This window comes from Paracraurococcus lichenis, from assembly GCF_030657435.1.
Lineage (GTDB): Bacteria > Pseudomonadota > Alphaproteobacteria > Acetobacterales > Acetobacteraceae > Paracraurococcus > Paracraurococcus lichenis.
The window spans coordinates 20,968-44,295 of sequence record NZ_JAUTWS010000040.1; the positions used below are offsets into that span (position 1 = coordinate 20,968).

The 23,328-nt window shown below is 71.8% G+C and carries 22 protein-coding genes; 17 read left to right on the plus strand and 5 right to left on the minus strand.

Translation table 11 applies throughout. From position 1 onward, the window contains the following. Positions 1 to 67: 67 nt before the first annotated feature. Positions 68 to 1,144, minus strand: coding sequence for a TRAP transporter substrate-binding protein (locus Q7A36_RS27455; RefSeq protein WP_305106966.1), 1,077 nt, complete (start codon positions 1,142 to 1,144; stop codon positions 68 to 70). Positions 1,145 to 1,298: 154 nt separating this feature from the next. Further along, a complete protein-coding gene (locus Q7A36_RS27460) occupies positions 1,299 to 1,946 on the minus strand; it encodes a DUF1275 family protein (protein ID WP_305106967.1) in 648 nt (215 codons plus the stop codon). A 46-nt stretch (positions 1,947 to 1,992) separates the two neighbouring features. Between Q7A36_RS27460 and Q7A36_RS27465 the strand changes: the two genes are divergently transcribed. Further along, positions 1,993 to 3,078 (plus strand): TRAP transporter substrate-binding protein, encoded by a 1,086-nt coding sequence (locus Q7A36_RS27465; protein ID WP_305106968.1) that lies wholly within the window; start codon positions 1,993 to 1,995, stop codon positions 3,076 to 3,078. 135 nt (positions 3,079 to 3,213) lie between these two features. Next, positions 3,214 to 4,014: an undecaprenyl-diphosphate phosphatase gene (locus Q7A36_RS27470; protein WP_305106969.1), complete on the plus strand. Its 801-nt coding sequence runs from the start codon at positions 3,214 to 3,216 to the stop codon at positions 4,012 to 4,014. Between the two features lie 125 nt (positions 4,015 to 4,139). On the opposite strand, the gene Q7A36_RS27475 is transcribed toward Q7A36_RS27470, so the two are convergent. Next, entirely contained in the window at positions 4,140 to 5,081 is a 942-nt protein-coding gene (locus Q7A36_RS27475) for a threonine/serine dehydratase (protein WP_305106970.1), read from the minus strand. 105 nt (positions 5,082 to 5,186) lie between these two features. Here Q7A36_RS27475 and Q7A36_RS27480 point away from each other — a divergent pair, with 105 nt between their 5' ends. The 6 genes from Q7A36_RS27480 (at position 5,187) to Q7A36_RS27505 (ending at position 10,397) form a co-directional block, all read left to right on the plus strand. Continuing rightward, positions 5,187 to 5,633, plus strand: coding sequence for an HPr kinase/phosphorylase (locus Q7A36_RS27480; protein WP_305106971.1), 447 nt, complete (start codon positions 5,187 to 5,189; stop codon positions 5,631 to 5,633). After that, entirely contained in the window at positions 5,630 to 6,664 is a 1,035-nt protein-coding gene (gene rapZ / locus Q7A36_RS27485; RefSeq protein ID WP_305106972.1) for an RNase adapter RapZ, read from the plus strand. Before Q7A36_RS27480 ends, rapZ begins: the two co-directional genes overlap by 4 nt. After that, positions 6,661 to 7,101: a PTS sugar transporter subunit IIA gene (locus Q7A36_RS27490; protein WP_305106973.1), complete on the plus strand. Its 441-nt coding sequence runs from the start codon at positions 6,661 to 6,663 to the stop codon at positions 7,099 to 7,101. Before rapZ ends, Q7A36_RS27490 begins: the two co-directional genes overlap by 4 nt. Before the next feature lie 77 nt (positions 7,102 to 7,178). After that, a complete protein-coding gene (locus Q7A36_RS27495) occupies positions 7,179 to 7,430 on the plus strand; it encodes an HPr family phosphocarrier protein (RefSeq protein ID WP_305106998.1) in 252 nt (83 codons plus the stop codon). Beyond that, entirely contained in the window at positions 7,420 to 9,345 is a 1,926-nt protein-coding gene (gene ptsP, locus Q7A36_RS27500; RefSeq protein ID WP_305106974.1) for a phosphoenolpyruvate--protein phosphotransferase, read from the plus strand. Before Q7A36_RS27495 ends, ptsP begins: the two co-directional genes overlap by 11 nt. Before the next feature lie 332 nt (positions 9,346 to 9,677). Continuing rightward, positions 9,678 to 10,397 (plus strand): GlcG/HbpS family heme-binding protein, encoded by a 720-nt coding sequence (locus Q7A36_RS27505; protein WP_305106975.1) that lies wholly within the window; start codon positions 9,678 to 9,680, stop codon positions 10,395 to 10,397. A gap of 36 nt (positions 10,398 to 10,433) precedes the next feature. Here the strand turns inward: Q7A36_RS27505 and Q7A36_RS27510 are convergent, their stop codons facing one another. After that, positions 10,434 to 10,598: a hypothetical protein gene (locus Q7A36_RS27510; protein ID WP_305106976.1), complete on the minus strand. Its 165-nt coding sequence runs from the start codon at positions 10,596 to 10,598 to the stop codon at positions 10,434 to 10,436. A gap of 42 nt (positions 10,599 to 10,640) precedes the next feature. Next, on the minus strand, positions 10,641 to 12,386 hold the full coding sequence (locus Q7A36_RS27515; RefSeq protein WP_305106977.1) for a GMC family oxidoreductase: 1,746 nt from the start codon (positions 12,384 to 12,386) through the stop codon (positions 10,641 to 10,643). A gap of 167 nt (positions 12,387 to 12,553) precedes the next feature. Between Q7A36_RS27515 and Q7A36_RS27520 the strand changes: the two genes are divergently transcribed. From Q7A36_RS27520 to Q7A36_RS27560, 9 genes are all read left to right on the plus strand, one after another. Then, positions 12,554 to 14,413, plus strand: coding sequence for a transglycosylase domain-containing protein (locus Q7A36_RS27520; protein ID WP_305106978.1), 1,860 nt, complete (start codon positions 12,554 to 12,556; stop codon positions 14,411 to 14,413). Positions 14,414 to 14,508: 95 nt separating this feature from the next. Then, complete coding sequence (locus Q7A36_RS27525; RefSeq protein ID WP_305106979.1) at positions 14,509 to 15,135, plus strand: sensor histidine kinase; 627 nt, start codon at positions 14,509 to 14,511, stop codon at positions 15,133 to 15,135. Positions 15,136 to 15,608: 473 nt separating this feature from the next. Then, entirely contained in the window at positions 15,609 to 16,658 is a 1,050-nt protein-coding gene (locus Q7A36_RS27530; protein WP_305106980.1) for an amino acid ABC transporter substrate-binding protein, read from the plus strand. 150 nt (positions 16,659 to 16,808) lie between these two features. Beyond that, on the plus strand, positions 16,809 to 18,011 hold the full coding sequence (locus tag Q7A36_RS27535; protein WP_305106981.1) for an amino acid ABC transporter permease: 1,203 nt from the start codon (positions 16,809 to 16,811) through the stop codon (positions 18,009 to 18,011). Between the two features lie 4 nt (positions 18,012 to 18,015). After that, a complete protein-coding gene (locus Q7A36_RS27540) occupies positions 18,016 to 19,146 on the plus strand; it encodes an amino acid ABC transporter permease (RefSeq protein ID WP_305106982.1) in 1,131 nt (376 codons plus the stop codon). A gap of 13 nt (positions 19,147 to 19,159) precedes the next feature. After that, positions 19,160 to 19,945, plus strand: coding sequence for an amino acid ABC transporter ATP-binding protein (locus tag Q7A36_RS27545; RefSeq protein ID WP_305106983.1), 786 nt, complete (start codon positions 19,160 to 19,162; stop codon positions 19,943 to 19,945). 87 nt (positions 19,946 to 20,032) lie between these two features. Continuing rightward, positions 20,033 to 21,919: a potassium transporter Kup gene (locus Q7A36_RS27550; protein ID WP_305106984.1), complete on the plus strand. Its 1,887-nt coding sequence runs from the start codon at positions 20,033 to 20,035 to the stop codon at positions 21,917 to 21,919. A 117-nt stretch (positions 21,920 to 22,036) separates the two neighbouring features. Further along, positions 22,037 to 22,402: a hypothetical protein gene (locus tag Q7A36_RS27555; RefSeq protein WP_305106985.1), complete on the plus strand. Its 366-nt coding sequence runs from the start codon at positions 22,037 to 22,039 to the stop codon at positions 22,400 to 22,402. Positions 22,403 to 22,449: 47 nt separating this feature from the next. Continuing rightward, positions 22,450 to 23,295, plus strand: a complete 846-nt coding sequence (locus Q7A36_RS27560; protein WP_305106986.1) for a PaaX family transcriptional regulator C-terminal domain-containing protein — start codon at positions 22,450 to 22,452, stop codon at positions 23,293 to 23,295. Positions 23,296 to 23,328: the final 33 nt, after the last annotated feature.

A 23,328-nucleotide genomic window follows, 5' to 3' on the forward strand; every position in this document is an offset into this window, starting at 1 on the left:
CCGTCGGGGCCGGACCTGTCCTGCCGCCGGCCGGCGTCAACGCCACGCTGTCCCACCCCGCCCCGCGCTAACGCTGCGCCGTCGCCACCGCCTGGAAGTTCGACAGGCTGTCCTCCGCCACGCGGAACCACTGGATCTGCTCCACCCGGAAGCGGTCCCACTGCTCGTGGATGCGCTTGAAGCGGGCATTGGCCTCGCCGATCTCGGCATAGAGTTCCTGCGCCGCCTTGTAGAGCGCCTGCATCACCTCCCGCGGATAGGGGCGGAGCTGCGTCCCGCCGGCGATCAGCCGGCGCAGCGCCGGCGGGTTCGCCACGTCGTATTTCGCCGCCGTCGCGTGGAAGGCCTCGGCGCAGGCGGTCTCCAGCATGGACTGGTAGGGCTTCGGCAGCGCCTCCCAGGCCTTCAGGTTCACCAGGAAATCGGTGCTCGGTCCGGCCTCCTGGAAGCCGGGATAGTAGTAGTACTTGGCGATGCGGCCGAAGCCGAGCTTCTCGTCGTCATAGGGGCCGATGAACTCGGCGCCGTCGATCACCCCGCGCTCGAGGGACGGGTAGATGTCCGCCGGCGCGATCTGCTGCGGCACGCCGCCAAGCTTCTGCATGACGGACCCGCCGAGGCCGGCGATGCGGAATTTCAGCCCCCGCATGTCCTCGACGCCCTTGATCTCCCGCTTCAGCCAGCCGCCCATCTGCGCGCCGGTGCAGCAGGCGGGGATGGCGTGGATGTTGGACTCGGCGAAGACCGGCTTCAGCAGGTCGCGCCCGCCGCCGTAGTTCAGCCAGGCATAGGTCGCGCGGCTGTTCAGGCCGAAGGGGAGCGCGGAGGAGAGCGCGAAGCTCGGGTCCTTGCCGAAGTAGAAGAGCGCCGAGGTGAAGCCGCACTCCACCGATCCCTGCCCGACCGCATCCAGGATCTGCAGCGCCGGCACCACCTCCCCGGGGCCGGAGACGGTGATCTCGAAGGCGCCGTCCGACATCTCCCGCACCCGGCGCGCGACGATCTCGGCGGCACCGTAGATGGTATCGAGCGAGCGGGGGAAGCTGTTGGGGCAGCGCCAGCGCAGGCGCGGCTGGGCGCTGGCCAGCACCGGCGCGGCGAGCGCGCCGGCGGCCGACCCGGCGAGGATGTGGCGACGGTTCATCCGGGACGTTCCTTCGTTCCGCGCCTTTGCGGCGCCTGGGCGCAGCCTGCGCGCGGCGCGGCCGTGCCGCAAGGCATCGGACCGCCTGCGTGAAGATTGCGGCAGAATGCATCGCTGGCGCGCGGCGCTGCGGCGGCCGGGCGACATCCCACCGTCATCGGGTGAGCGGCAGGGCGGCGAGCAGCGCCGCCAGCAGGGCGGCGGTGGCCGGCACGATCAGCGCCACCTCGCCCCAGGAGAGGTGCAGCCGGGCGCCGAGCAGCGCGCCCGCGCACATCGCCGCCCAGCAGGCCGCCTGCTGCGCCCAGACGGCATGCTGCGCCCGACCGCGCAGCGCCTGCACCAGCCCCTCCATGGCGCGGGAGAGGGCGCCGGTGACGAAGGTGATGCCGCCGACGCCGGGCAGCGCGGTGTTCAGCATGCCCATGGCCGGCACCATGGCATAGGCGGCGGGCGGCAGCGCGCCTTCGCCCCCGCCCGGCAGCAGCAGCGCCGCGGCGAGCAGCGCCGCCACCAGCAGCAGCACGACCGGGCTGCGCACCCGCCCGGCCAGGGCGCCGGCCGCGGCACCTGCCAGCGCGCCGAGGGCGAAGAGCCCGACCACGCCCGCCAGTTCCGCCGCCCGGCCGCCATGGCCCTCCGCGGTCGCGATGCCCAGCATGGTGCTGGTGCCGCTGATGAAGCTGACGAAGAGCTGGTCGAAGCGCAGCCAGCCGATCGCGTCCACGCAGCCGGCCAGCGCCACCAGCGGCACGGCCGCCCAGGGGTTGATGGCCGGCACCGCCGCCGCGGGCTTTTCCACCTGACGCAATCGCATTACACCGCCGCTCCGTCCGGGAGTATCCGCCATGCAACGTCGTCTCATGCTCGGCGCCGCGGCCGCCGTGCCGGCCGTCCTCGCCACGCCGGCCCTGGCCCAGGCCAATCCGGAGGTGCGCTGGCGCATCTCCTCCGCCTTCCCGCGCAACCTCGACGTGCTCTACGGCACGGGCGAGCGCATCACCCAGCGCGTGGCGCAGCTCACGGACAACCGGTTCCAGATCCGCTTCTTCGCGGCCAATGAGATCGTGCCCGGCCTGCAGGTGCTGGATGCGGTGCAGGCCGGCACCATCGAGGGCGGGCACACCCCGGTCTACTACTATACCGGCAAGGACCCGTCCTTCGCCTTCTTCACCGCCCTGCCCTTCGGCCTGAACGCGCGGCAGAACCTGGCCTGGCTGGCCTATGGCGGCGGCGGGGAGCTCGCGGCGGAGCTGCTGCGCGACTACAACATCGTCGGCTTCCCCGCGGGCGACACCGGCGCGCAGATGGGCGGCTGGTTCCGCAACGAGATCAAGAGCCTCGACGACCTGAAGGGGCTGAAATTCCGCGTCGCCGGCCTCGCCGGCGAGATCTTCCGCCGCATGGGCGCGGTGCCGACGCAGATCGCGGCCTCCGACATCTACCCGGCGCTCGAGCGCGGGACGCTCGATGCCGTGGAGTTCGTCGGACCGCATGACGACGAGAAGCTCGGCTTCGTCCGGGTCGCCCGGCACTACTATGCGCCGGGCTTCTGGGAGGCGGGGGCGCATCTGCACCTGCTGGTCAACCAGGCCGCCTTCGAGGCGCTGCCGCCCGCCTACAAGGCGGCGGTCGAGACCGCCTGCGGCGAGGCGAATGCCGACATGCTGGCGCGGTACGACCACCTGAACCCGCAGGCGCTGCGGCGGCTGGTCGGCGCGGGCGCGCAGCTCCGCTTCTGGCCGCGCGACATCCTGCAGGCCGCCTGGAAGGAGGCGCACGCCCTCTACGACGAGATGTCGGCGAAGAACGAGCGCTTCAGGAAGATCTGGACCTCCTACAAGGCCTATCGGGACGAGGAGTACCAGTGGTTCCGGGTGGCCGAGAGCAGCTTCGACAACTTCGCCTTCCCCGAGGCGGCGCGGCGCGGCTAGTCCTGCCCCGCATTGCGGCGGCCCTGCCGGGGCCGCTGCGCGCGGGCCTCCGGGGTGCTCCCGCATCGCAGCATTGGACGCGCGGCCCCGCCGGGCGGTAAGGGGGCGCCTCCTTCCTCGGGACGCTTTCCGTTCATGGACACTGCCGCGCTGCTCTCCGCCCTCGCCATGGGCGTGCTGGAGGGCCTGACCGAATTCCTCCCCATCTCCTCCACCGGCCACCTTATCCTGCTCGGGCAGGTCATCGGCTTCCAGGGCCCGCCGGGGAAGGTCTTCGAGATCTCCATCCAGCTCGGCGCCATCCTCGCCGTCATCTGGATCTACCGCGCGACGCTGTGGCGGCTGGCGACCGGCATGTGGCGGCCGGGGCTCGAGCGGTTCTACGTATCCAACCTGGTCCTCGCCTTCGTGCCGGCGGCCGTCCTCGGCGCGACGCTGCACAAGACGATCACCGAGGTGCTGTTCAGCCCCTATGTGGTCTGCACCGCGCTGATCCTCGGCGGCATCGCCATCATCCTGATCGAGCGGCTGCGCAAGGTGCCCGCCATCCGCTCGGTGCCCGAGATCGGGCCGCTGCCCTCGCTCCTCATCGGCTTCGGCCAGGCGCTGGCGATGATCCCGGGCACCTCGCGCTCGGGCGCGACCATCATCACCGCGCTGCTGCTGGGCGTGGAGCGCAAGACGGCCGCCGAGTTCAGCTTCGTCCTCGCCATCCCGACCATGCTGGCGGCGACGGCCTATTCCCTGCTGAAGGTGCGCGACCAGATCTCGATGGACGGGATGGGCCAGATCGCGGTCGGCTTCGTCGCGGCCTTCGTCGTCGCGCTGGTGACGGTGCGCTGGGTGCTCTCGGTGATCGGGCGGATCGGCTTCACGCCCTTCGGCTGGTACCGCATCGCGCTCGGCGCCATCGGGCTGGCGCTGCTGCTGGCCTGACCTCCGGCCGCGTGCTGCGGGATAGGGCGCGCCGCGCCCGGTCCTGGGCTGGCTTTCGAGGCGCAGGCCCCTGAGATGAAAGCCCGCTCAGGAATTTATTGCGGCGCATTCTCCGAGGGGTTTGCTCAGGCCAGCACGCTCCCCGGATCGCAATTCCCGCCGCAGACCAGCACGCCGACCCGCGCCCCCGCGGGCGCCCGCCAAGCCCCGCAGAGCAGCGCCGCCAGCGCCGTCGCCCCGCCCGGCTCGGCCACCAGCCGTGACGCATCCCACAGCAGGCGCTGGGCCGCCCGGATAGCCTCGTCGGGCACCAGCACGGCCGCCGCCACATGCTCCCTGGCCACCGCGAACATCAGCCCGCCCACCTGCCGCGCGCCGAGGCTGTCCGCCGCGACGCCGCCGACCGGCGCCGGCACCGGCCGGCCGGCACGCAGCGCCGTCGCCAGGGTCGGGCAGCCTTCCGGTTCCACGCTCACGACCTGGACATCTGTTCCGGCATAATATGCGGCCATGCCGCCGATCAGCCCCCCGCCGCCGGTTGCCACCAGCACATGGGTGAGCTCCGGCGCGTCCTCCTGCCACTCCGATGCGACGGTGCCCTGGCCCGCCAGCACCTCCGGCTGGTCATAGGCATGCACCATCAGGGCCCCCGTCTCCGCCGCGCGGGCCTCGCTCGCCTGCCGAGCGTCATCATAGGCGGCGCCGCCCACAACCAGACGGGCGCCATAGCCCTCGATCCGCGCCCGCTTGGCGGCGCCGGCGATCTCCGGGACGAAGATCTCCGCCCGCACCCCCAGCGCCCGCGCCGCATAGGCCACCGCGGCACCGTGATTGCCGCCGGAGGCCGCGATGACCCCGGCCGGCGGAACCGCGCCCGACAGCATCCGGTTGAAGGCGCCGCGCGGCTTGAAGGAGCCACTGGCCTGCAGCAGTTCCAGCTTCGCCACGATGTCGTGGGGCAGGCCGAGATCGGCGCCGGCCAGCCGCAGCAGCGGCGTGCGGCGGACATGCGGGGCTATGCGCCGGGCGGCAGCCAGGATTGCGTCGCGGTCCGGGAGGAGGGTCATGGTGCGCCAGGGGTGGCATGCCTTATGGTGCGACGCAACCGCGGCTGCCCTTGGAAGGCCGGGGGAATCCTGCCAAGGTCGGTCGCCTGTTTGGTGGCGACCGGGATGCTGCTCCATGCCAGTTCAGTCGCCCGCGACGGGGACGCCGTGCTCCTGCTCGGCCCCCCCGGGTCAGGGAAGTCCGATCTCGTGCTGCGTCTGATCCGCGAGGGATGGGGCTTGGTCGCCGACGACCAGGTCGCGCTGCGGGCCGAGGCCGGGGCGCTGCAGGCCGCCCCGCCGCCGGCGCTCCGCGGCATGCTGGAGGTGCGCGGCCTCGGCATCCTGCGCGACCTGCCGGTCGCGGCGCCGGCCAGGCTCCGCCTCGCGGTGCATCTCGCCGATCGTGGCGCGATCCCGCGGTTGCCGGAGCCCGAACACTGGGCCGGGGCCGGCATCGCGCTGCCCGCCCTGCGGCTCGACCCCTTCGAGGCCTCGGCGACCGCGCGGCTCTCCCTCGCCCTCGATGTCGTCCTGGGCCGCGCCCGCCTGCAGGCGGGCGCCTTCGCATGAGCCAGGCCCTGCCCGCGCGGCCCGTCCCGGGCGCCCGTCCGGTGGTGCTGGTCACCGGCCTCTCCGGTGCCGGCAAGGCCTCCATCCTCCGCGTGCTGGAGGATCTGGGTTTCGAGACGGTGGACAACCCGCCGCTCAAGGTGCTGGAGGAACTGGTCGAGGACGGGGCGGAGCCGATCGCCGCCGGCATCGACACCCGCACCCGCGGCTTCGCGGCGCCGGAGGCCCTGGCCACCCTGGACCGCCTGCGGACCAACCCTGCCATCGCCGTCAGCCTGGTCTATGCCACCGCGGAGGATGCCGCGCTGCTCCGCCGCTTCACCGAGACGCGGCGGCGCCACCCGCTGGCGCCCGGCGGCTCGCTCGGCAACCGGGTGACCGACGGCATCGCGCGGGAGAAGGAGTTGCTCGCCCCGCTGCGGGACGCGGCGGATCTGGTGGTTGACACCTCGGACCTGCCGCTGCCGGCGCTGCGCCAGATGATCGAGCGGCGTTTTCGGCCGGAGGGGACGCCCGGCCTCTCGATCCAGGTGATGTCCTTCGCCTTCCCGCGCGGCCTGCCGCGGGAGGCCGACCTGGTCTTCGACGTCCGCTTCCTGCGCAATCCGCACTACGTCCCGGCGCTGAAGCCGCAGACCGGCCGCGACCCGGCCGTCGCCCGCTATGTCGAGGAGGACCCGGACTTCCCGGGCTTCTGGACCCGGCTCCTCGGCTTCATCGATCCGCTGCTGCCGCGCTACGTCGCCGAGGGCAAGAAGTACCTCACGGTCGCGATAGGCTGCTCCGGGGGCCAGCATCGTTCGGTCCTTGTGGTGGAGCGTCTGGCTGACCATCTTCGTGGGGCGGGCTGGCGTGCGGACGTGACGCATCGGGAACTTGCCCAGCGGGAGCCAGCCGGGATCGACCCAGTCTGGCCGCCCGGCCACCGCAGCCCGGCCCCCCATGGATTCCCAGGGGCGGCCGGGGGAGAGGCCGCCCCGACTCCATCGGACGGGGCGGGGGGTCGGGAGGCCCTGACGCGCATCCCATGATAGGACTGGTTCTCGTCACCCATGGCCGGCTTGCGGACGAACTCCGCCTTGCCATGGAGCATGTGGTCGGGCCGCAACGCGCGGTCGCCACGGTCTGCATCGGGCCGGACGACGACATGGAGCGGCGCCGGCAGGACATCCGCGAGAGCATCGCGGCGGTCGACCAGGGCGACGGCGTCGTCGTGCTGACGGACATCATGGGCGGGACGCCCTGCAACCTCGCCGTCTCGCTCGCCGACCGCAAGCAGGTCGAGGTCATCGCCGGCGTCAACCTGCCGCTGCTGGTCAAGCTCGCCAAGATCAGGTCGTCCGAGCCGCTGGCCGAGGCGGTCGACCATGCCGCCGCGGCCGGACGGAAATACATCGCCGCTGCCGGCGACATCCCGAACGGGATCGCCCGGGTCAACGGCCGTGCCAATGGAGGGAACAAGCCGTGAGCCATGCCGCGACGCAACCGGTCGAGTCCACCGCCGAGTGCGGCTGCGGCGAGGGGGACCTCGTCCTCCGGCAGACGCTGAGGATCCGCAACAGCCGCGGCCTGCACGCCCGCGCGGCGGCCAAGCTGGTGACGCTGGCGGAGCGCTTCTCCGCCTGCCTGCATGTCTCGCGCGACGGCCAGAAGGTGCCCGCCTGCTCCATCATGGGACTGATGATGCTGGGCGCCGGCAAGGGCAGCGAGGTCGAGATCGAAGCCGAAGGCTGGGACGCCAAGGAAGCGCTCGAGGCGGTGGCCGGCCTGGTCGAGGCCGGCTTCCATGAAGAGTGAGAAGGCGGAGGGTCCGGCCGGAGCCTTAGGCGCCCGCGGCGCCGCACATGGCGGTGCCAACGGGGGCGGCGCACATGGCGGCGCCGAACGCGCGGCCGAGCGCGGCACCGAGGCGCCGCGCAAGCCCGCCGCGCGCCAGACGCGCGAGCACGCGATCCGCGGCATCGCGGTCGCCCCCGGCATCGCCATCGGACTCATCTACGACACCAGCGAGATCCCGGCCGAGGCGCCGCGGCGCAACATCCAGCCCGGTCAGGTGGAGGCCGAGCGGCAGCGCCTGACGGATGCCGTCGCGCTGTCGCGCAAGCAGCTCGGCAAGCTGAAGTCCCGCCTCGCCATCCTGCCCGAGGAGGCGCAGGAGGAGCTCGCGCCGCTGCTCGACGCCTATGTGCTGATGCTGGGCAATTCCCGCCTGCTGCGCGGCGCCCGCAAGCGGATCGAGACCGGGCTGCTGGCCGCCGAGACGGCGGTGCAGGACGAGGCGGAGGCGATCGCCGCGCTGATCCTCTCCGCCAGGGACGACGACCGTGCTGGCCTGAAGCGCCGCGCCGACGAGGTGCGCGAGATCGCCCGCCGCCTGACCCGCAACCTGACCGCCACCCCCTTCCGCAGCCTGAAGGACGTCCCGGAGGGGTCGATCCTGGTGGCCGAGGAGCTGACGCCGGCGGATGCCGCGCTGCTCGACCCCTCCCGCATCGCGGGCGTGGCGACGGAGGAGGGCGGCGCCGACGGCCATACCGCCATCATGCTGCGCGCCCTCGGCATCCCCTCCGTCCTCGGCTGCGTCGGCCTGACCGAGAGCGCGCAGCGCGGCGACCAGGCGGTGCTGGACGGCAGCGCGGGGACCATCGTGCTCCGCCCGGGCGAGGCGGCGCTGGAGAAGGGCCGGGAGGCGCTGGCCGCCTTCGCCAAGGAACGCGCCAAGCTCGCCAAGCTGCGCCGCCTGCCGGCGGTCACAACCGATGGCGAGCCGGTGGAGCTGCAGGCCAACCTGGAGATCCCGGCCGAGCTGCCGCTGATCGCCCAGGCCGGCGCGCAGGGCATCGGCCTGCTGCGCACCGAGTTCCTCTTCATGAACCGCGAGGACCTGCCGGACGAGGAGGCGCAGACCCAGGCCTATGCGCAGGTGCTGGAGGCCATGGGGACCGACCAGGTCACCATCCGCGTCCTCGACTGGGGCGGCGAGAAGGACATGGAGGCGCTGAGCCAGGGCATCGCGCCGACCCATGCCGGGCCGAACCCGGCGCTCGGGCTCCGCGGCCTCCGGCTGCTGCTGAAGCGGCCGGAGCTGCTGGAGGCGCAGTTCGCCGCCATCCTGCGCGTTGCCGACCGCGGCAATGTCCGCATCCTCCTGCCGCTGGTGACGAACCCGTCGGAGGTGAAGGAGGCGCGGGAGGTCTATGAGCGGGTGGCGCGCCGGCTGCGCCGCAAGGGCGTGCACCTGCCGGACCGGCTGCCCGAGCTTGGCTGCATGATCGAGACGCCGGGCGCGGCGCTGGCTGCCGACGCCATCGCGCTGGAGGCCGATTTCTTCGCCATCGGCACCAACGACCTCGCCATGTACACGCTCGCCGTCGACCGGGCGGAGGCGGAGGTCAGCCACCTCTACGACCCGCTGCATCCGGCGGTGCTGCGATTGATGCAGTTCGCGACCGAGGCCGCGCTCCGGCTGCGCATGCCGGTCAGCGTCTGCGGCGAGATGGCGGGCAACCCGCGGCTGGTGCCGCTGCTGCTCGGCCTCGGCATCCGCTGCCTGTCGATGAATGCCAGCGCCATCCCCCGGGTGAAGCAGATGGTGCGCAGCCTCGACATCGCCGACTGCGCCCGCTTCGCACGGCGGGTGATGGAGCAGTCCGACCCGCAGCGGATCCATGAACTGGTGATGGGATTCGGCTCGGGCAGCGAGAAGGGCTGAACGCGCCATCCCCTTGGGATGGCGGGACCGGCGCACCCCATTGCCTGAACCCGCTTCAGGACCTTGCGAGGTTGGCATGGGTGGCCCGACAGGCCGCGCGCCCCTTGCCGTTCCTAACCCGTTCGATTCTTTGCCCGACCGCAGCCGCGACCCCGAGCGGGAACCGGCTGCACGAAAGAGTGCCAGAAAAGCAATCTGCATTTGGTTTTTGAGATCGGTTCGCCGCGCGTCCTAGCGTGACGCCGCGCCGCAGGCCGGAACGGCCGCGCGCGGGTGCGGGGCGGCAGGCCCGGCGCCGCCGGGACCAACCGCAAGATGCAGAGGAAACCCGCATGAGACGCTTCCTGGCCATCGCCTCCCTCCTGCTGCTGGCCGCCCCGGTGGCGCGCGCCGATGACGGCGAGGACACTGCCTGCGGCATCCCGGCCGAGGTCGTGGCGCAGATCCAGGGCACGCTGCAGGCCGTGGTGACGCAGCCCAATGGCGGCATCTTCAGCCCCAACCGCATGTGGTCGGCGGTGGTGGACCGGCAGGGGCGGCTCTGCTCCGTCACCAGGATCGGCGACGCCTGGCCGGGCAGCCGCGCCATCGCCATGGCCAAGGCGAGCACGGCCAACGACTTCAGCAACGACGCGCTCGCCCTCTCGACTGCCAATCTCTACTCGGCGACCCAGCCGGGCGGCTCGCTCTACGGCCTCAACAACTCCAATCCCTTCAACCCGGCCTTCCTGGTGCAGGGCAACCCGAAGCTGGCGCAGGCCCTGGCCAATGCCTTCGGGCGGACGCCGGGCGGGATCATCACCTTCGGCGGCGGCGTGCCGCTCTACAGCGGCGGCAAGGTGATCGGTGGCCTCGGCGTCAGCGGCGACAGCGCCTGCGCCGACCATGTCATCGCCTATCGCATGCGGCGGGCGGTGGGGCTGGACGCGATCCCGGCGGGCGTCGGCGCGGGCGGGACGGACAACATCGACTATCTCGCCGCGGGCGAGGCGCCGAACGGCTTCAAGCACGTGCACTGCTTCCCGACGGACCTGCCGCCGGACAGGATCTGACGGGCCGGGCGGCGCCGGCGTCCCGCTGCGGGGGCGTCAGCGCTTCCTGGTCCGCCGCGGCCGCGTCGCGGCCTTCGCCGCCGCGGCCTGCTGCCGCTTCGCCGCATTCACGGCGACGCCGCGAGCCGCGCCGGCCCAGGCATTGGCGGCGCTGAGCCAGAGGCTGAGGAGGGGGTTCTTCTTCGTCCAGGGATTCGCCATTGTCCCGCGACAACGCCGCGGGACGATGGTTGTTGCACCGCATCAGGCCAGGGCCGAGCCGCCCGGGGCGAGGACCGGCGCCGCCTCCGCGAGCATGGCATCGGCGATCTTCTCCGCCGTCATCAGCACGGGGAAATTGGTATTGGCGCAGGGCACGACGGGGAAGATGGAGGCGTCCACCACCCGGAGCCCCTCGATCCCGCGCACCCGCCCCTCGGTGTCCACCACCGCCATCGGGTCGTCCTCCCGCCCCATGCGGCAGGAGCAGGAGGCGTGCCAGACGCCGATGGTCGCCTTGCGGATGAAGGCCTCCAGCGCCTCCTCGTCCTGCATAACCTGGCGGAAGGTGAAGCCCTCCACGACATACTTCTCGATCAGCCAGGAGCGCAGCGCCGGCGGGCCGTCCAGCAGCGTCGCGATGGCGCGGGTGATCCAGCGGTTGCGCTCGTTCACCACGCCGATGGCGCGCACCTTGTCGCTATAGGCCGCCGGGAAGGGGTCGGTGGTGACGGCGGCGAGCGGCGCCGAGAGCTGGATGGCCGCCAGCATGCGGAAGCCCGCCATCAGCCGGTCGAGGTCGCGGCGGTCGGAGAGCAGATTGAACTCCACCACCGGCTCCTCCTGCCAGCGGGTGGAGGCGAGGCGGACCTGTCCGCTCTCCGAATAGGTCTTGTTCACGAAGGCCAGCAGCGAGGCGATCTGCTGCCCGACGGAATGCCAGGCGGATTTGCTGGCGACGGCGACGAACATGTCGCCCCTCGGCGCCTCGGGGATACCGGAGGAGTAGCGCAGCCCGAGCAGGATGTGCCGGCGCGAATGCGCATCCGTCAGCCGCGCCGGGCGTCGGATGAAGGAGGAGAGCGAGATGGAGGGGTGGTCCATCAGCCGCTGCCCGACGCCCGGCAGCGCCGAGCGCAGCTCGATCCCCATCTCGCGCAGGTGCCCCACCGGCCCGATGCCGTTGCGCAGCAGGATGGCGGGAGAGTGGATGGCGCCGGCGGAGAGGATCACCTCCCGCCCGCGGAACTCGCGCGGCTGGCCCTCCACCAGCGCCGTCACGCCGACGCAGCGCCTGCCCTCGAACAGCAGGCCGGTGACCTGCGTCCGCGTCGAGATGGTCAGGTTGCCGCGCGCCCGCACCTGCTCGTTCAGGTAGCCGACCGCGGCCGAGACGCGCTTCTGCCCGTCGATCGAGACGGTGACGGGGAAGTAGCCGTCCTCGAAGCGGCCGTTCTGGTCGGGCAGGTGCTTGAACCCCGCCTGCCGGAAGGCCTCGGCCGTCGCGCGGGCATGTGCCGGCCAGCGCGCCTCGGGGATGCGGGTGACGGTGATGGGACCGTCCCGGCCATGCCACTCGTCGGCGATGTCGAGGTCGCGCTCGACCTTCTTGAAGTAGGGCAGCACGGACTGCCAGTTCCAGCCGGCGGCGCCGCGCGCCTCCCACTCGTCGAAATCGGTCGGCGCGCCGCGGTTCGCCATCTGGCCATTGATGGAGGAGCCGCCGCCGAGCACCCGCGCCTGCTCGTATTTGCGCAGGGGGGGCGGCGCGGCATGGGGGTCGTTGTGGGAGACGACCTGGGTGCGGACCTTGAGGTCCGTCCAGTGGAAGCGCGGGTCGAAATAGGCGGTGCCGGGATAGGTGTCCTCGATTTCCTTCGGCACCTGGCCCGGCGGCGTGTCCTGCCCGGCCTCGAGCAGCAGCACGCGGTTGGCCGAGCGGGCCGAGAGCCGATTGGCGAGCACCGAGCCGGCGGAACCGCCGCCGATGATGATGTGGCTGTAGTCCACGCATTCCCTCCCTGGTGCCCTGTCCCGTCCCTTCGCCGCATCGGGCGAGGGCGGGACAAGCGGGCCACCGACGGCCTTCGCTTGCGCCAGCGATACCACGGCCCCGCCGCGCCGCCAGGGGGCTGCTCGCGCAGGCGTTGCCATGCCGGGGCCAGGATTTCTCTGCTATGGGCTGGGCGATGCCGCCGGCCCCGCCCGCCCGCGCGCGCCGCGGCCCGGCCTCCCCCGCCCGGGCCGCCGCGCCGCGGCCGGCCCTCTCCGCCTCCCCCCGGACTGCCGCACCGCGCCGCCGCCTGCGACGCTGGCTGGGCTGGCTCGTCCAGGGGCTGGTCTTCGGCGGGCTCGGCCTCTTCCTCCTGCTGCTCTACTTCGCCTGGGACCTGCCGCGGGTGGATGGCGTCCCGCAGGCGACGCGCCGGCCCTCCGTCACCCTGCTGGCGGCGGACGGGTCGATGCTGGCGACCCAGGGCGACCTCTATGGGGAGACGGTGCGGCTGCGCGACCTGCCGCCCGCTCTCCCCGCCGCGCTGATCTCCGTCGAGGACCGGCGCTTCCGCCACCACTGGGGCATCGACCCCATCGGCCTGGCCCGCGCCGCGGTCGCCAACTGGCGGGCGGGGGAGGTGGTCCAGGGCGGCTCGACCCTGACCCAGCAACTCGCCAAGAACCTGTTCCTGACCACTGAGCGCACGACGCGGCGCAAGGTGCAGGAGGCGCTGCTCGCCCTCTGGCTCGAGCGCCGCTTCAGCAAGGACCAGTTGCTCGAGATCTACCTCAACCGCGTCTATCTCGGCGCCGGGGCCTATGGCGTCGATGCCGCGGCGCGGCTCTTCTTCGGCGTGCCGGCGAAGCGGGTGAACCTCTGGCAGGCGGCGATGCTGGCCGGCCTGCCCAAGGCCCCCTCGCGCCTCAACCCGCGCGCCTCGCCCGACCTCGCGGTGTCCCGCGCCTCGGAGGTGCTGGAGGCGATGGTGGCGACCGGCGCCATCACGCAAGCGCAGATGGAGGCAGAGCTCGGCCGCATGCGGCTGCCCGCGCCGTCCTCGCGCCAAGCCGGCTGGTTCGCCGACTGGGCGCTGGAGGACCTGGCCGAGACCTTCCCCGGCAATGCCGACCTCACCCTGCGCGCGACGCTCAACCCCCGGCTGCAGGCGCATGTCGAGGCGCGGCTGGAGGCGCTGCTGGCCGGGCCGGGCGCCCGCGCCGGCGTCACCCAGGGCGCGGTGGTGGCGCTCGACGCCAGTAGCGGCGCGGTCCGCGCCATGGCCGGCGGGCGGGACTTCCGCGCCAGCCAGTTCAACCGCGCGACCAGCGCCCGCCGCCAGCCCGGCTCCGCCTTCAAGCCCTTCGTCTACCTCGCGGCGCTCGAGAAGGGCATGCAGCCGGAGGACGAGGTGCCGGACGGGCCGCTGACCCTCGGCGCCTGGTCGCCGGGCAACGGCACCTGGAGGCCGCGCGGCGAGATCAGCATGGAGGAGGCGCTGGCGCAGTCGGTGAACACCGCCGCGGTCCGCATCCTGTTCCGCGCCGGCGGGCCGAAGGCCGCGGCCGAGGCCGCCCGGCGGCTCGGGGTGGAGGGGCGTTTCCCGAATGACGCCTCCATCGCCCTCGGCACCGGGGAGGTGACGCTGCTCGACCTGACCGCCGCCTATGCCGCCTTCGCCAATGGCGGGTTGCGGGTGACACCCTTCGGCATCGCCGGCGCGACCGCGACCGGCGCCGCCCTGCCGGTGCCCCGCCCGGCGCCGCGGCGGGTGGTGACGCCCGAGGATGCGGCGGCGATGCGCCGGATGCTGGAGGCCGTCGTGGCGCGCGGCACCGGCCGCGCCGCCGCCCTGCCGGGCCGGAGCGTGGCGGGCAAGACCGGCACCACCCAGGACTACCGCGATGCCTGGTTCGTCGGCTTCGCCGGCACGACGGTCATCGGCATTTGGCTGGGCAATGACGACGGCCGGCCGATGGACGAGGTCCGCGGCGGCAGCCTGCCGGCGCGGCTCTTCCACGACGTCGCGGAGGCGGGACCGTGACGCCGGCACCGCAGCGGCCCGGAATTCGCTGCTCGCGCTGGCGCGAAGCCCGCACGGTCGCGTTAGATGGGCGCGGGCAGGATCGGAAGAGGCGAATGACGGCGGAGGATACCTCTCTGCGCCGCAAGGCGGAGCGCATGGCGGCGATCGGCGGCATCGCCCGCACCGTGCAGCATGACATCAACAACCTGCTGACCGTCATCTTCGCCAATCTCGAGATGCTGAAGCGCACCGCCGCCGAGGGCGGGCCGCAGCGCCAGCTTCTGCGGGTGGAGCAGGCCGCGCGGCGCTTCGAGGGGACGAGCCGCGCCATCCTCGCCCTGATCCGCCGCCCGGCCGGGGAGGTGGTGGCGATCCGGCTCACCGACCTCCTCGCCGCCATCGAGCCGCTGCTGCAGATGATCCTGCCGGGCAGCGGCGCCTGCACCCTGGCGCGGGCGGAGCGCGACCCGCCGGTGCTGATCGAGCGCAGCGCGCTCGAGGAGGCGCTGATCGCCCTCGCCCAGGAGATCGCGGAAGCGCAGCCGCGCGGCATCGCCCTCGACCTCTCGGTCGCGGATGCGCCGGAGGCGGGCGAGGTGACGATCGCCGTGCCGGAGGGCCTCTCGCCGCCGGCGCTGGACCGCGTGGCGGCGGTGGCGCTGGCGCATGGCGGCAGCGCGACGCCGGAGGGCAATGGGCTGCGCCTCAGCCTGCCGCGGCACGAGGCCGCGGCAGGCTGAGGCGCGCCGAAGGGCGCTGTGGCCTGAATCGCCGCGCCCGACACGGGCGATCCGATGACCGGAGCGCCGATGCGCGCGCAAGCGCGGGGCGTGCCGATGACCGAAGGGACGGATGGCCCGGAGGTCTGGATCGGCTCGCCCAACATACAAGGCGGACCGCTGGCCGGGGCGCCAGCAGGCGCCGAGGTCAGGACCGGCCCGCCCTCGGGGAAGGTGCGCGGCGGCGCCCCGAAACTGGGCAGGCGCCGCCTCATTCCCTTGCAGCAGCGATGGTAGACGATATATAATCGGAACGGTCCCGGGGCTTGCTTCGCAATCCCTCGCGCCTCTGCTATCGCGGTTGGACCCGGCGGGGGGCGGGGAGGCGCTCGGCATTGCCGCGTTGATGTTCCGTCTCCGCTGGCGCAGCATTTGCTGGACGCAAGCAACAGGGACCGCCGCCCATGGGCGGCCGGAACGGGAGACAGAGTTTCATGCAGCCCTTCGGGCTTACACTCACGCGCGCGCTCGGCCTCGCGGCGCTTGGTCTTGCCCTGGCCCTGCCGAACTTGGCGCGGGCGCAGCAGGCGCCGGCCGCGGCCGCCAATACTTTCGATTCGGTGAAGTCGCGTGGCCAGCTCGTCTGCGGCGTCAATACCGGCCTCGCCGGCTTCGCCCAGCCGGACAGCCAGGGGGTCTGGCGCGGCTTCGACGCGGAGTATTGCCGCGCCATCGCCGCCGCCGTCTTCGGCGATCCGAACAAGGTCCGCTTCGTGCCGACCACGGCGCAGAACCGCTTCACCGCGCTGCAGTCGGGCGAGGTGGACGTGCTGTCGCGCAACACGACCTGGACGCTGTCGCGCGACACCTCGCTCGGCCTCGATTTCTCGGCCACCAATTTCTACGACGGCCAGGGCTTCATGGTGAAGTCGAGCCTCGGCCTGAAATCGGCGAAGGAGCTGGAGGGCGCGACCATCTGCGTCCAGCCCGGCACCACCACCGAGCAGAACCTCTCGGACTGGGCGCGCGCCAACAAGATCAAGTTCACCCCGGTGGTGATCGAGCGGCTGGAGGAGCTGGTCAGCGCCTATGCCGCCGGCCGCTGCGACGCCTACACCACCGACGTCTCGGGCCTCGCCGCCACCCGCAGCGCGCAGCCGAAGCCGGACGACCACACCATCCTGCCGGAGGTCATCAGCAAGGAGCCGCTGGCGCTCGGCGTCCGGCAGGGCGATGCCCGCTTCGCCGACGTGGTGCGCTGGACCCATTTCCTGCTGCTCTCGGCCGAGGAGTTCGGCATCACCCAGAAGAACGTCGACCAGATGCTGAACGACCCGCGGCCGGAGGTGCAGCGGATGCTGGGCAAGAATGGCGGCCTCGGCCCCATGCTCGGCCTGTCGGACGACTGGGGCGTGAAGGTGATCAAGGCCGTCGGCAACTACGGCGAGCTCTTCGACCGCACGCTGAAGCCCATCGGCATCCAGCGCGGCCCGAACGCCCTCTGGACCCAGGGCGGCCTGCAGTTCTCGCCGCCCTTCCGGTGATTTCGTCCGGGGCCGGCCTCGGCCGGCTCCGGCAAACGCCGTCCCGGGCCCGCCTCGGCCGGCCCCGGCAAACGCAAGCCTGGTGCCGGCCCCGCCCGGCCCTGGCACACCCCGCCTGACCACGCCTGGCTGTAGAAAAGGGCGCCGGCCATGTCCCAGACCACCCTAGACCCCCGGCTGCTGCGGGCCCCACCGAAACGCAAGCTCCGCCTGTCCTGGGCGGATGAACGGGTGCGCGGCGTCGTCTGGCAGGTGTTGGTCGTCGGCCTCATCGCCGCCATCGCCTGGTGGCTCTGGTCCAACACCGTCCACAACCTCGAGGTGCGGCGGATCGCCACCGGCTTCGGCTTCCTGAACCGTGAGGCCGGGCTGCCGATCGCCGAGAGCCTGATCGAGTATACGCCGACCGACACCTATCTGCGGGCGCTGACCGTCGGCCTGCTGAACACGTTGAAGGTGGCGGTGGTCGGCATCGTCCTCGCCACCATCCTCGGCACCCTGGTCGGCATCGCCAGGCTGTCGCGCAACTGGCTGCTGTCGCGCATCGCCGCGGTCTATGTCGAGGTGATCCGCGACCTGCCGCTGCTGCTGCAGCTTCTCTTCTGGTACGCGATCCTGCAGGGCCTGCCCGGGCCGCGGCAGGCGCTGAACCCGGTCGACGGCATCTTCCTCTCCAACCGCGGCCTCAAGCTGCCCTGGATCGAGTGGCAGGACGCGCATTCCTTCGCGCTGCTCGCCTTCCTGCTCGGCGCCGTCGCCACCTGGCTCTATCGCCGCGGCGCGCTGGCGAAGCAGATGCAGGACGGCCAGCCGCGCCGGGTCTGGCCGGTCGCGCTCGGCGCCATGCTGGCGCTGCCGGTCGCGGTCTGGGCCGGCTTCGGCGCGCCCTGGACGGTGGATTGGCCGGCGCTGCGCGGCTTCAACTTCCGCGGCGGCCTGACTGTCAGCCCCGAATATTTCGCGCTGCTCATGGGGCTCGTCCTCTACACCGCCGGCTTCATCGCCGAGATCGTGCGCGCCGGCATCCTCTCCGTGCCGCAGGGCCAATGGGAAGCCGCGCAGGCGCTCGGCCTGCATCCCGGCCAGGTGCTGCGGCAGATCGTGCTGCCGCAGGCGCTGCGGGTCATCGTCCCGCCCATGACCAGCCAATATCTCAATATCACCAAGAACAGCTCGCTGGCGGTGGCCATCGGCTACCAGGACATCGTCTCCATCGCCAATACCACGCTGAACCAGACGGGACAGGCGATCGAGGGCATCGCCATCATCATGCTGGTCTACCTGACGATCAGCCTGTCGATCTCTCTGTTCATGAACTGGTACAACGCGCGCATCGCGCTGGTGGAGCGCTGAGCCCATGAGCGACATCACCCTGGACGCCTCCGCCAAGGTCGCCGAGGCGGCGCCGCGCACCCCGCCGGCCAGCCAGATCGGCTTGGTCGGCTGGCTCCGGACCAACCTCTTCTCCTCCTGGATCAATAGCGCCGTCACGCTGGTGCTCGCTTATCTGGTGATCCGCTGGCTGGTCGGCTTCGTCGAATGGGGCATCGTCAACGCCGTCTGGTCGGTGCCGGACAACCAGACCCAGGCCTGCCGCGACCTCAAGGGCATCGGCGCCTGCTGGGCGGTGATCACGGAAAAGCACCGCTTCATCCTCTTCGGCACCTATCCCTATGAGGAGCACTGGCGGCCGGCGCTCTGCATCCTGCTCTTCATCGGCCTCTTCACCGTCTCGGCCATGCGCCGCTTCTGGCGGAAGGAACTGGCCTATATCTGGATGGGGACGCTGGTCCTGATCGGCCTGCTGATGTGGGGCGGCGGGCTCGGCCTGCCCTATGTCCCGCAGGAGCGCTGGGGCGGCCTGGTCATCACCCTGATCCTGGCGACCTTCGGCCTCGCGCTCGCCTTCCCGCTGGCGGTCCTGGTCGCGCTCGGCCGGCGCTCGCGGCTGCCGGCGATCAAGGCGCTCTGCGTGCTCTATGTGGAACTGATCCGCGGCGTGCCGCTGATCTCGCTGCTCTTCATGGCCAGCGTGATGTTCCCGCTCTTCCTCCCCGAGGGGATGAACATCGACAAGCTGTTGCGCGCGCAGATCGCCATCATCCTCTTCGCCGGGGCCTATCTGGCGGAGGTCGTGCGCGGCGGCCTGCAGGCGCTGCCGAAGGGCCAGTACGAGGCGGCGGATGCCCTCGGCCTGTCCTACTGGCAGAAGACCGGCTTCATCATCCTGCCGCAGGCGCTGCGGCTGGTGATCCCGCCGCTGGTCAACACCTTCATCGGCTTCTTCAAGGACACCTCGCTGGTGCTGATCATCGGCATCTTCGACCTGCTGACGGCGGGCAAGACCGCGATCATCGAACCGGCCTGGCAGGGCTTCGGCGTCGAGGTCTACCTGACGGTCGGCGCCATCTACTTCGTCTTCTGCTTCGCGATGTCGAAATACAGCCAGGGGCTGGAGGCGGAGCTCAACCGCCACCGCCGGCGCTGAGGGGGATCAGGGAATGAGCGAGACGCTGGACCAGGTCGCCTCGGCGGCCCGCACGGACGCCCCGCCGGCGATCCTGCTGGACAAGGTCAACAAGTGGTTCGGCACCATGCACGTCCTCCGGGACGTGTCGCTCTCCATCGCGGTGGGGGAGCGGGTGGTGATCTGCGGCCCCTCGGGCTCCGGCAAGTCCACCACCATCCGCTGCATCAACCGGCTGGAGACCCACCAGGAAGGCCGGATCCTGGTGGACGGGATCGAGCTGACCGACGACGTCCGGGCGCTGGATGCCATCCGCCGCGAGGTCGGCATGGTGTTCCAGAGCTTCAACCTCTTCCCGCACCTGACGGTGCTGGAGAACTGCACCCTCGCCCCGATCTGGGTCCGCCGCATGCCGAAGGCGGAGGCCGAGGCGCTGGCCATGCACTACCTCGAGCGGGTGCGGATCCCGGAGCAGGCGAAGAAGTATCCCGGCCAGCTCTCCGGCGGGCAGCAGCAGCGCGTCGCCATCGCCCGCGCGCTCTGCATGAAGCCGAAGATCATGCTCTTCGACGAGCCGACCAGCGCCCTCGACCCCGAGATGATCAAGGAGGTGCTGGATACCATGGTCACGCTGGCCCAGGACGGCATGACCATGATCTGCGTGACGCACGAGATGGGCTTCGCCCGGACCGTCGCGGATCGCGTGGTCTTCATGGACCGCGGCGAGATCGTGGAGCAGGGCACGCCGACGGAGGTCTTCGAGGATCCGAAGACCGATCGCCTCAAGCTGTTCCTGAGCCAGATCCTGCGAGGACATTAACGCCGCGGAAGGATAGCGAGACCGAAGCTTGCCAGGGTTCTGGACGGCGCTTAAGCCTGCGCGCCCTCCTCCCCCCGGAGCGTCCGCTTGACCGCGCCCTCCCATGCCGCCCCTTCCCGGGCGGTCTCCCTGCCTCTCCTCCTCGGCGTCCTCGGCGTCGTCTACGGCGATATCGGCACCAGCCCGCTCTATGCCCTGCGGGCCGCGCTGCTGCATTTCTCCGCCGACGGGATCGAGCGCTGGGAGATCCTCGGCATCCTCTCCCTCATCATCTGGTCACTGATCCTCACGGTGACCGTGAAGTATGTCCTGTTCGTGCTGCGGGCGGACAACAAAGGGGAGGGCGGGATCCTCGCGCTGATGGCGCTGGCCCAGCGCATCGCCCGCAGCGAGCGGTCGCGCACCGTCGTCATGATGCTCGGCATCGTCGGCGCCTGCCTCTTCTTCGGCGACGGCGTGATCACCCCGGCGATCTCCGTGCTCTCGGCCATGGAGGGCCTCAAGGTCGCCTCCCCGGTCTTCGAGCCGCTGATCATCCCCGGCTCCGTCCTGATCCTGGTCGCGCTCTTCCTCGTGCAGTTCCGCGGCACCGGCAGCATGGGCGCGATCTTCGGCCCGGTCATGGCGGTCTGGTTCGGCACGCTCGGCCTGCTCGGCCTGGCGGAACTGGTGAAGGAGCCGGAGGTGCTGACCGCCTTCTCCCCGCACCACGCCATTGCCTTCTGCGTCCATTACCGGCTGGCCGCCTTCATCGCCTTCGGCTCGGTCGTGCTGGCGGTGACGGGGGCGGAGGCGCTCTATGCCGATATGGGCCATTTCGGCCGCCGGCCGATCCAGATTGCCTGGACCTTCTATGTCCTGCCGGCGCTGGCGCTGAACTACCTGGGCCAGGGCGCCCTGCTGCTGAGCGATCCGGCGGCGCTCGAGAACCCCTTCTTCCTGCTGGCACCGGAATTCCTCCGCCTGCCGCTGGTGGTGCTGGCGACCGTCGCAACCGTCATCGCCTCCCAGTCCATGATCTCCGGCGCCTTCTCGATTGGCCGGCAATGCGTCCAGCTCGGCTTCCTGCCGCGCCTCTCGGTCCGCCATACCAGCGAGACCGAGGAAGGGCAGATCTACCTGCCGCAGATCAACTTCGCCCTGCTGGCCGGCGTGCTGGTCCTGGTGCTGTCCTTCCACACCTCGGACAACCTCGCCGCCGCATATGGCATCGCGGTGACCGGCACCTTCGTCTGCACCTCCTCCCTCGCCCTGCTGGTCTTCCGGCGGCAATTCGGCTGGCCGGCGCCGCTGGTCGGGCTGGTCTTCATCCCTCTGCTGCTGCTCGACCTGTCCTTCTTCCTCTCGAACGTCCTCAAGATCCCGGAAGGCGGCTGGGTGCCGCTGGTGCTGGGCGCCGCGCTCTTCGTGCTGATGCACACCTGGAAGCGCGGGCGGGACCTGCTGTTCAGCCGCTTCCGTCAGGACAGCCTGCCGCTGAAGAGCTTCCTCGCCCGCCTGCCGCAGAGCCGCACCATCCGGGTCCCCGGCATCGCGGTCTTCATGACCGGCCAGGCCGACTACGTGCCCGGCGCGCTGCTGCACAACCTCAAGCACAACAAGGTGCTGCATGAGCGCGTGCTCTTCGTGACGGTGCTGAACGAGGACGTGCCGCAGGTGGGCCCGGACCGGCGGCGGGAGGCCTCGGAACTCGCCCCCGGCATCCATCGCGTCATCCTGCGCTACGGCTTCCAGGAGAGCCCGAACATCCCGCGCGAGCTCGAGGGGTTGCGGGAGGACGGGGTCGCCTTCGAAGCCATGCAGGCCAGCTACTTCCTGGGGCGGGAGACGCTGGTGGCGGCGGTGGTGCCGAAGATGTCGCACTGGCGGCAATGGCTCTTCACGCTCATGGCGCGCAACGCGGTGCCGGCGACGGAATTCTTCCGCATCCCCTCGGACAGGGTGGTCGAGCTGGGGGTGCGGGTGGCGATCTGAACCCCGCCGCGCCGGGAGCGTTACGTGTCCCCAGCCGCGGGCACGTGGGGCCTCGGCGCAGGGACATCATGCCGGCCCGCCGAGGGCGGCCGGCGAGAGAGGAGGCGGACGCGCGGCATGCCCTTGGTAACCCTGGTGGTGGCCGCCGGCCCCGGCGTGCCGCAGGGCGACCCCGGCCGGCGCTATGAGCTCTCGGTGGCGCTGACCCCGGGCGGCCAGCTCGACGCCGAGGCCTGGCAGGCCGGCCCGGCGCCCTGGTCGGCGCGGCGGACCTGGCCCGGGCTTCCCCCGCAGCAGGGGGACATGCTGTTCGACCCGGACACCGGATGCTGGTCCATCCGGCTCCCCGCGCCGGGTCCGACCTCCGACGCGCCGCTGCATGCCGAGATCCGCAATGCGGGCCAGCTTCGCCCCGGCGAATACGTGACGATCCAGGAGCCGGACGGGGGCGAGTTCTCGTACCGAGTGGTCGCCGTCGCCTGAGCGGCGGGCCGTTCCCGCCTGACGCCCATTTGCCCTAGATCCGGGGCATGAGCCCCCTGACCGCCACCCTGCAGCGCCTCGGGAAGCCGCCGCGGACCGCCTCCCTCATCGTCACCGTCTGGGGCGATGCCGTGGTGCCGCGCGGCGGGTCGCTCTGGCTCGGCACGCTGCAGGCCATCCTCGACCCCTTCGGCTGCAACGAGGGGCAGGTGCGCACCGCCATGTCGCGCCTGACGGAGGAGGGCTGGCTGCTGCGCAGCCGGCAGGGCCGGCTTTCCTTCTACCGGCTGGGCGCGCGGGGGGAGGCGAGCTTCGCCGCCGCCGCCCGGCGCATCTACGACCCGCCGCGCGCCGGCCGGCCGGACTGGGACGGCGCCTTCCGGCTCGTCCTCTCGGCCGACCCCGCGGTCGCGGAGGCGCTGGCGGGCTTCGTGCCGCTCGCGCCCGGGCTGCTGGTGGGGACCGAGGGCGCGCCGGCGGACCTGCCGCCCGCCGCGCCGGCCCTGCTCGCCCGGCCGCGCAGCGCGGCGGAGGGGGTTGCCATCGCCGTCCGCGCCTGGCCCGGACTGCCGGAGGTCGCGTCCGGCTACCGCCGCTTCGCCGAGGCCTTCGCCCCCCTGGCGGGCGCCGCCCTGCCCGAGGCGGAGGCCCTGCCGCTGCGCCTGCTGCTGGTCCACGAATACCGCCGCGTCGCCCTGCGCGACCCGGACCTACCGGCGGCGGTGCTGCCGGCGGACTGGCCGCGGGCCGAGGCACGGGCCATCGCCGCTTCGGTGTACCGCCGCCTGCTGCCGCCCTCCGAGGCCTGGCTCGACGCGCATGGCCAGGGCGAGGACGGACCCCTGCCGCCGGCCGCGCCCACGGAGCTACATTCCCGATTCCGTGACGGCTGATGTGTTACGGATTTCCTGGACAGCCGAATTTTC

Bases quoted from the DNA above. Each gene is read 5' to 3' on its own strand.
- Q7A36_RS27455 (WP_305106966.1), bottom strand. From the start codon at position 1,144: ATGAACCGTCGCCACATCCTCGCCGGGTCGGCCGCCGGCGCGCTCGCC.
- Q7A36_RS27465 (WP_305106968.1), top strand. From the start codon at position 1,993: ATGCAACGTCGTCTCATGCTCGGCGCCGCGGCCGCCGTGCCGGCCGTC.
- Q7A36_RS27470 (WP_305106969.1), top strand. From the start codon at position 3,214: ATGGACACTGCCGCGCTGCTCTCCGCCCTCGCCATGGGCGTGCTGGAG.
- Q7A36_RS27475 (WP_305106970.1), bottom strand. From the start codon at position 5,081: ATGACCCTCCTCCCGGACCGCGACGCAATCCTGGCTGCCGCCCGGCGC.
- Q7A36_RS27480 (WP_305106971.1), top strand. From the start codon at position 5,187: ATGCTGCTCCATGCCAGTTCAGTCGCCCGCGACGGGGACGCCGTGCTC.
- rapZ (WP_305106972.1), top strand. From the start codon at position 5,630: ATGAGCCAGGCCCTGCCCGCGCGGCCCGTCCCGGGCGCCCGTCCGGTG.
- Q7A36_RS27490 (WP_305106973.1), top strand. From the start codon at position 6,661: ATGATAGGACTGGTTCTCGTCACCCATGGCCGGCTTGCGGACGAACTC.
- ptsP (WP_305106974.1), top strand. From the start codon at position 7,420: ATGAAGAGTGAGAAGGCGGAGGGTCCGGCCGGAGCCTTAGGCGCCCGC.
- Q7A36_RS27505 (WP_305106975.1), top strand. From the start codon at position 9,678: ATGAGACGCTTCCTGGCCATCGCCTCCCTCCTGCTGCTGGCCGCCCCG.
- Q7A36_RS27510 (WP_305106976.1), bottom strand. From the start codon at position 10,598: ATGGCGAATCCCTGGACGAAGAAGAACCCCCTCCTCAGCCTCTGGCTC.
- Q7A36_RS27520 (WP_305106978.1), top strand. From the start codon at position 12,554: ATGGGCTGGGCGATGCCGCCGGCCCCGCCCGCCCGCGCGCGCCGCGGC.
- Q7A36_RS27525 (WP_305106979.1), top strand. From the start codon at position 14,509: ATGACGGCGGAGGATACCTCTCTGCGCCGCAAGGCGGAGCGCATGGCG.
- Q7A36_RS27530 (WP_305106980.1), top strand. From the start codon at position 15,609: ATGCAGCCCTTCGGGCTTACACTCACGCGCGCGCTCGGCCTCGCGGCG.
- Q7A36_RS27535 (WP_305106981.1), top strand. From the start codon at position 16,809: ATGTCCCAGACCACCCTAGACCCCCGGCTGCTGCGGGCCCCACCGAAA.
- Q7A36_RS27540 (WP_305106982.1), top strand. From the start codon at position 18,016: ATGAGCGACATCACCCTGGACGCCTCCGCCAAGGTCGCCGAGGCGGCG.
- Q7A36_RS27545 (WP_305106983.1), top strand. From the start codon at position 19,160: ATGAGCGAGACGCTGGACCAGGTCGCCTCGGCGGCCCGCACGGACGCC.
- Q7A36_RS27555 (WP_305106985.1), top strand. From the start codon at position 22,037: ATGCCCTTGGTAACCCTGGTGGTGGCCGCCGGCCCCGGCGTGCCGCAG.
- Q7A36_RS27560 (WP_305106986.1), top strand. From the start codon at position 22,450: ATGAGCCCCCTGACCGCCACCCTGCAGCGCCTCGGGAAGCCGCCGCGG.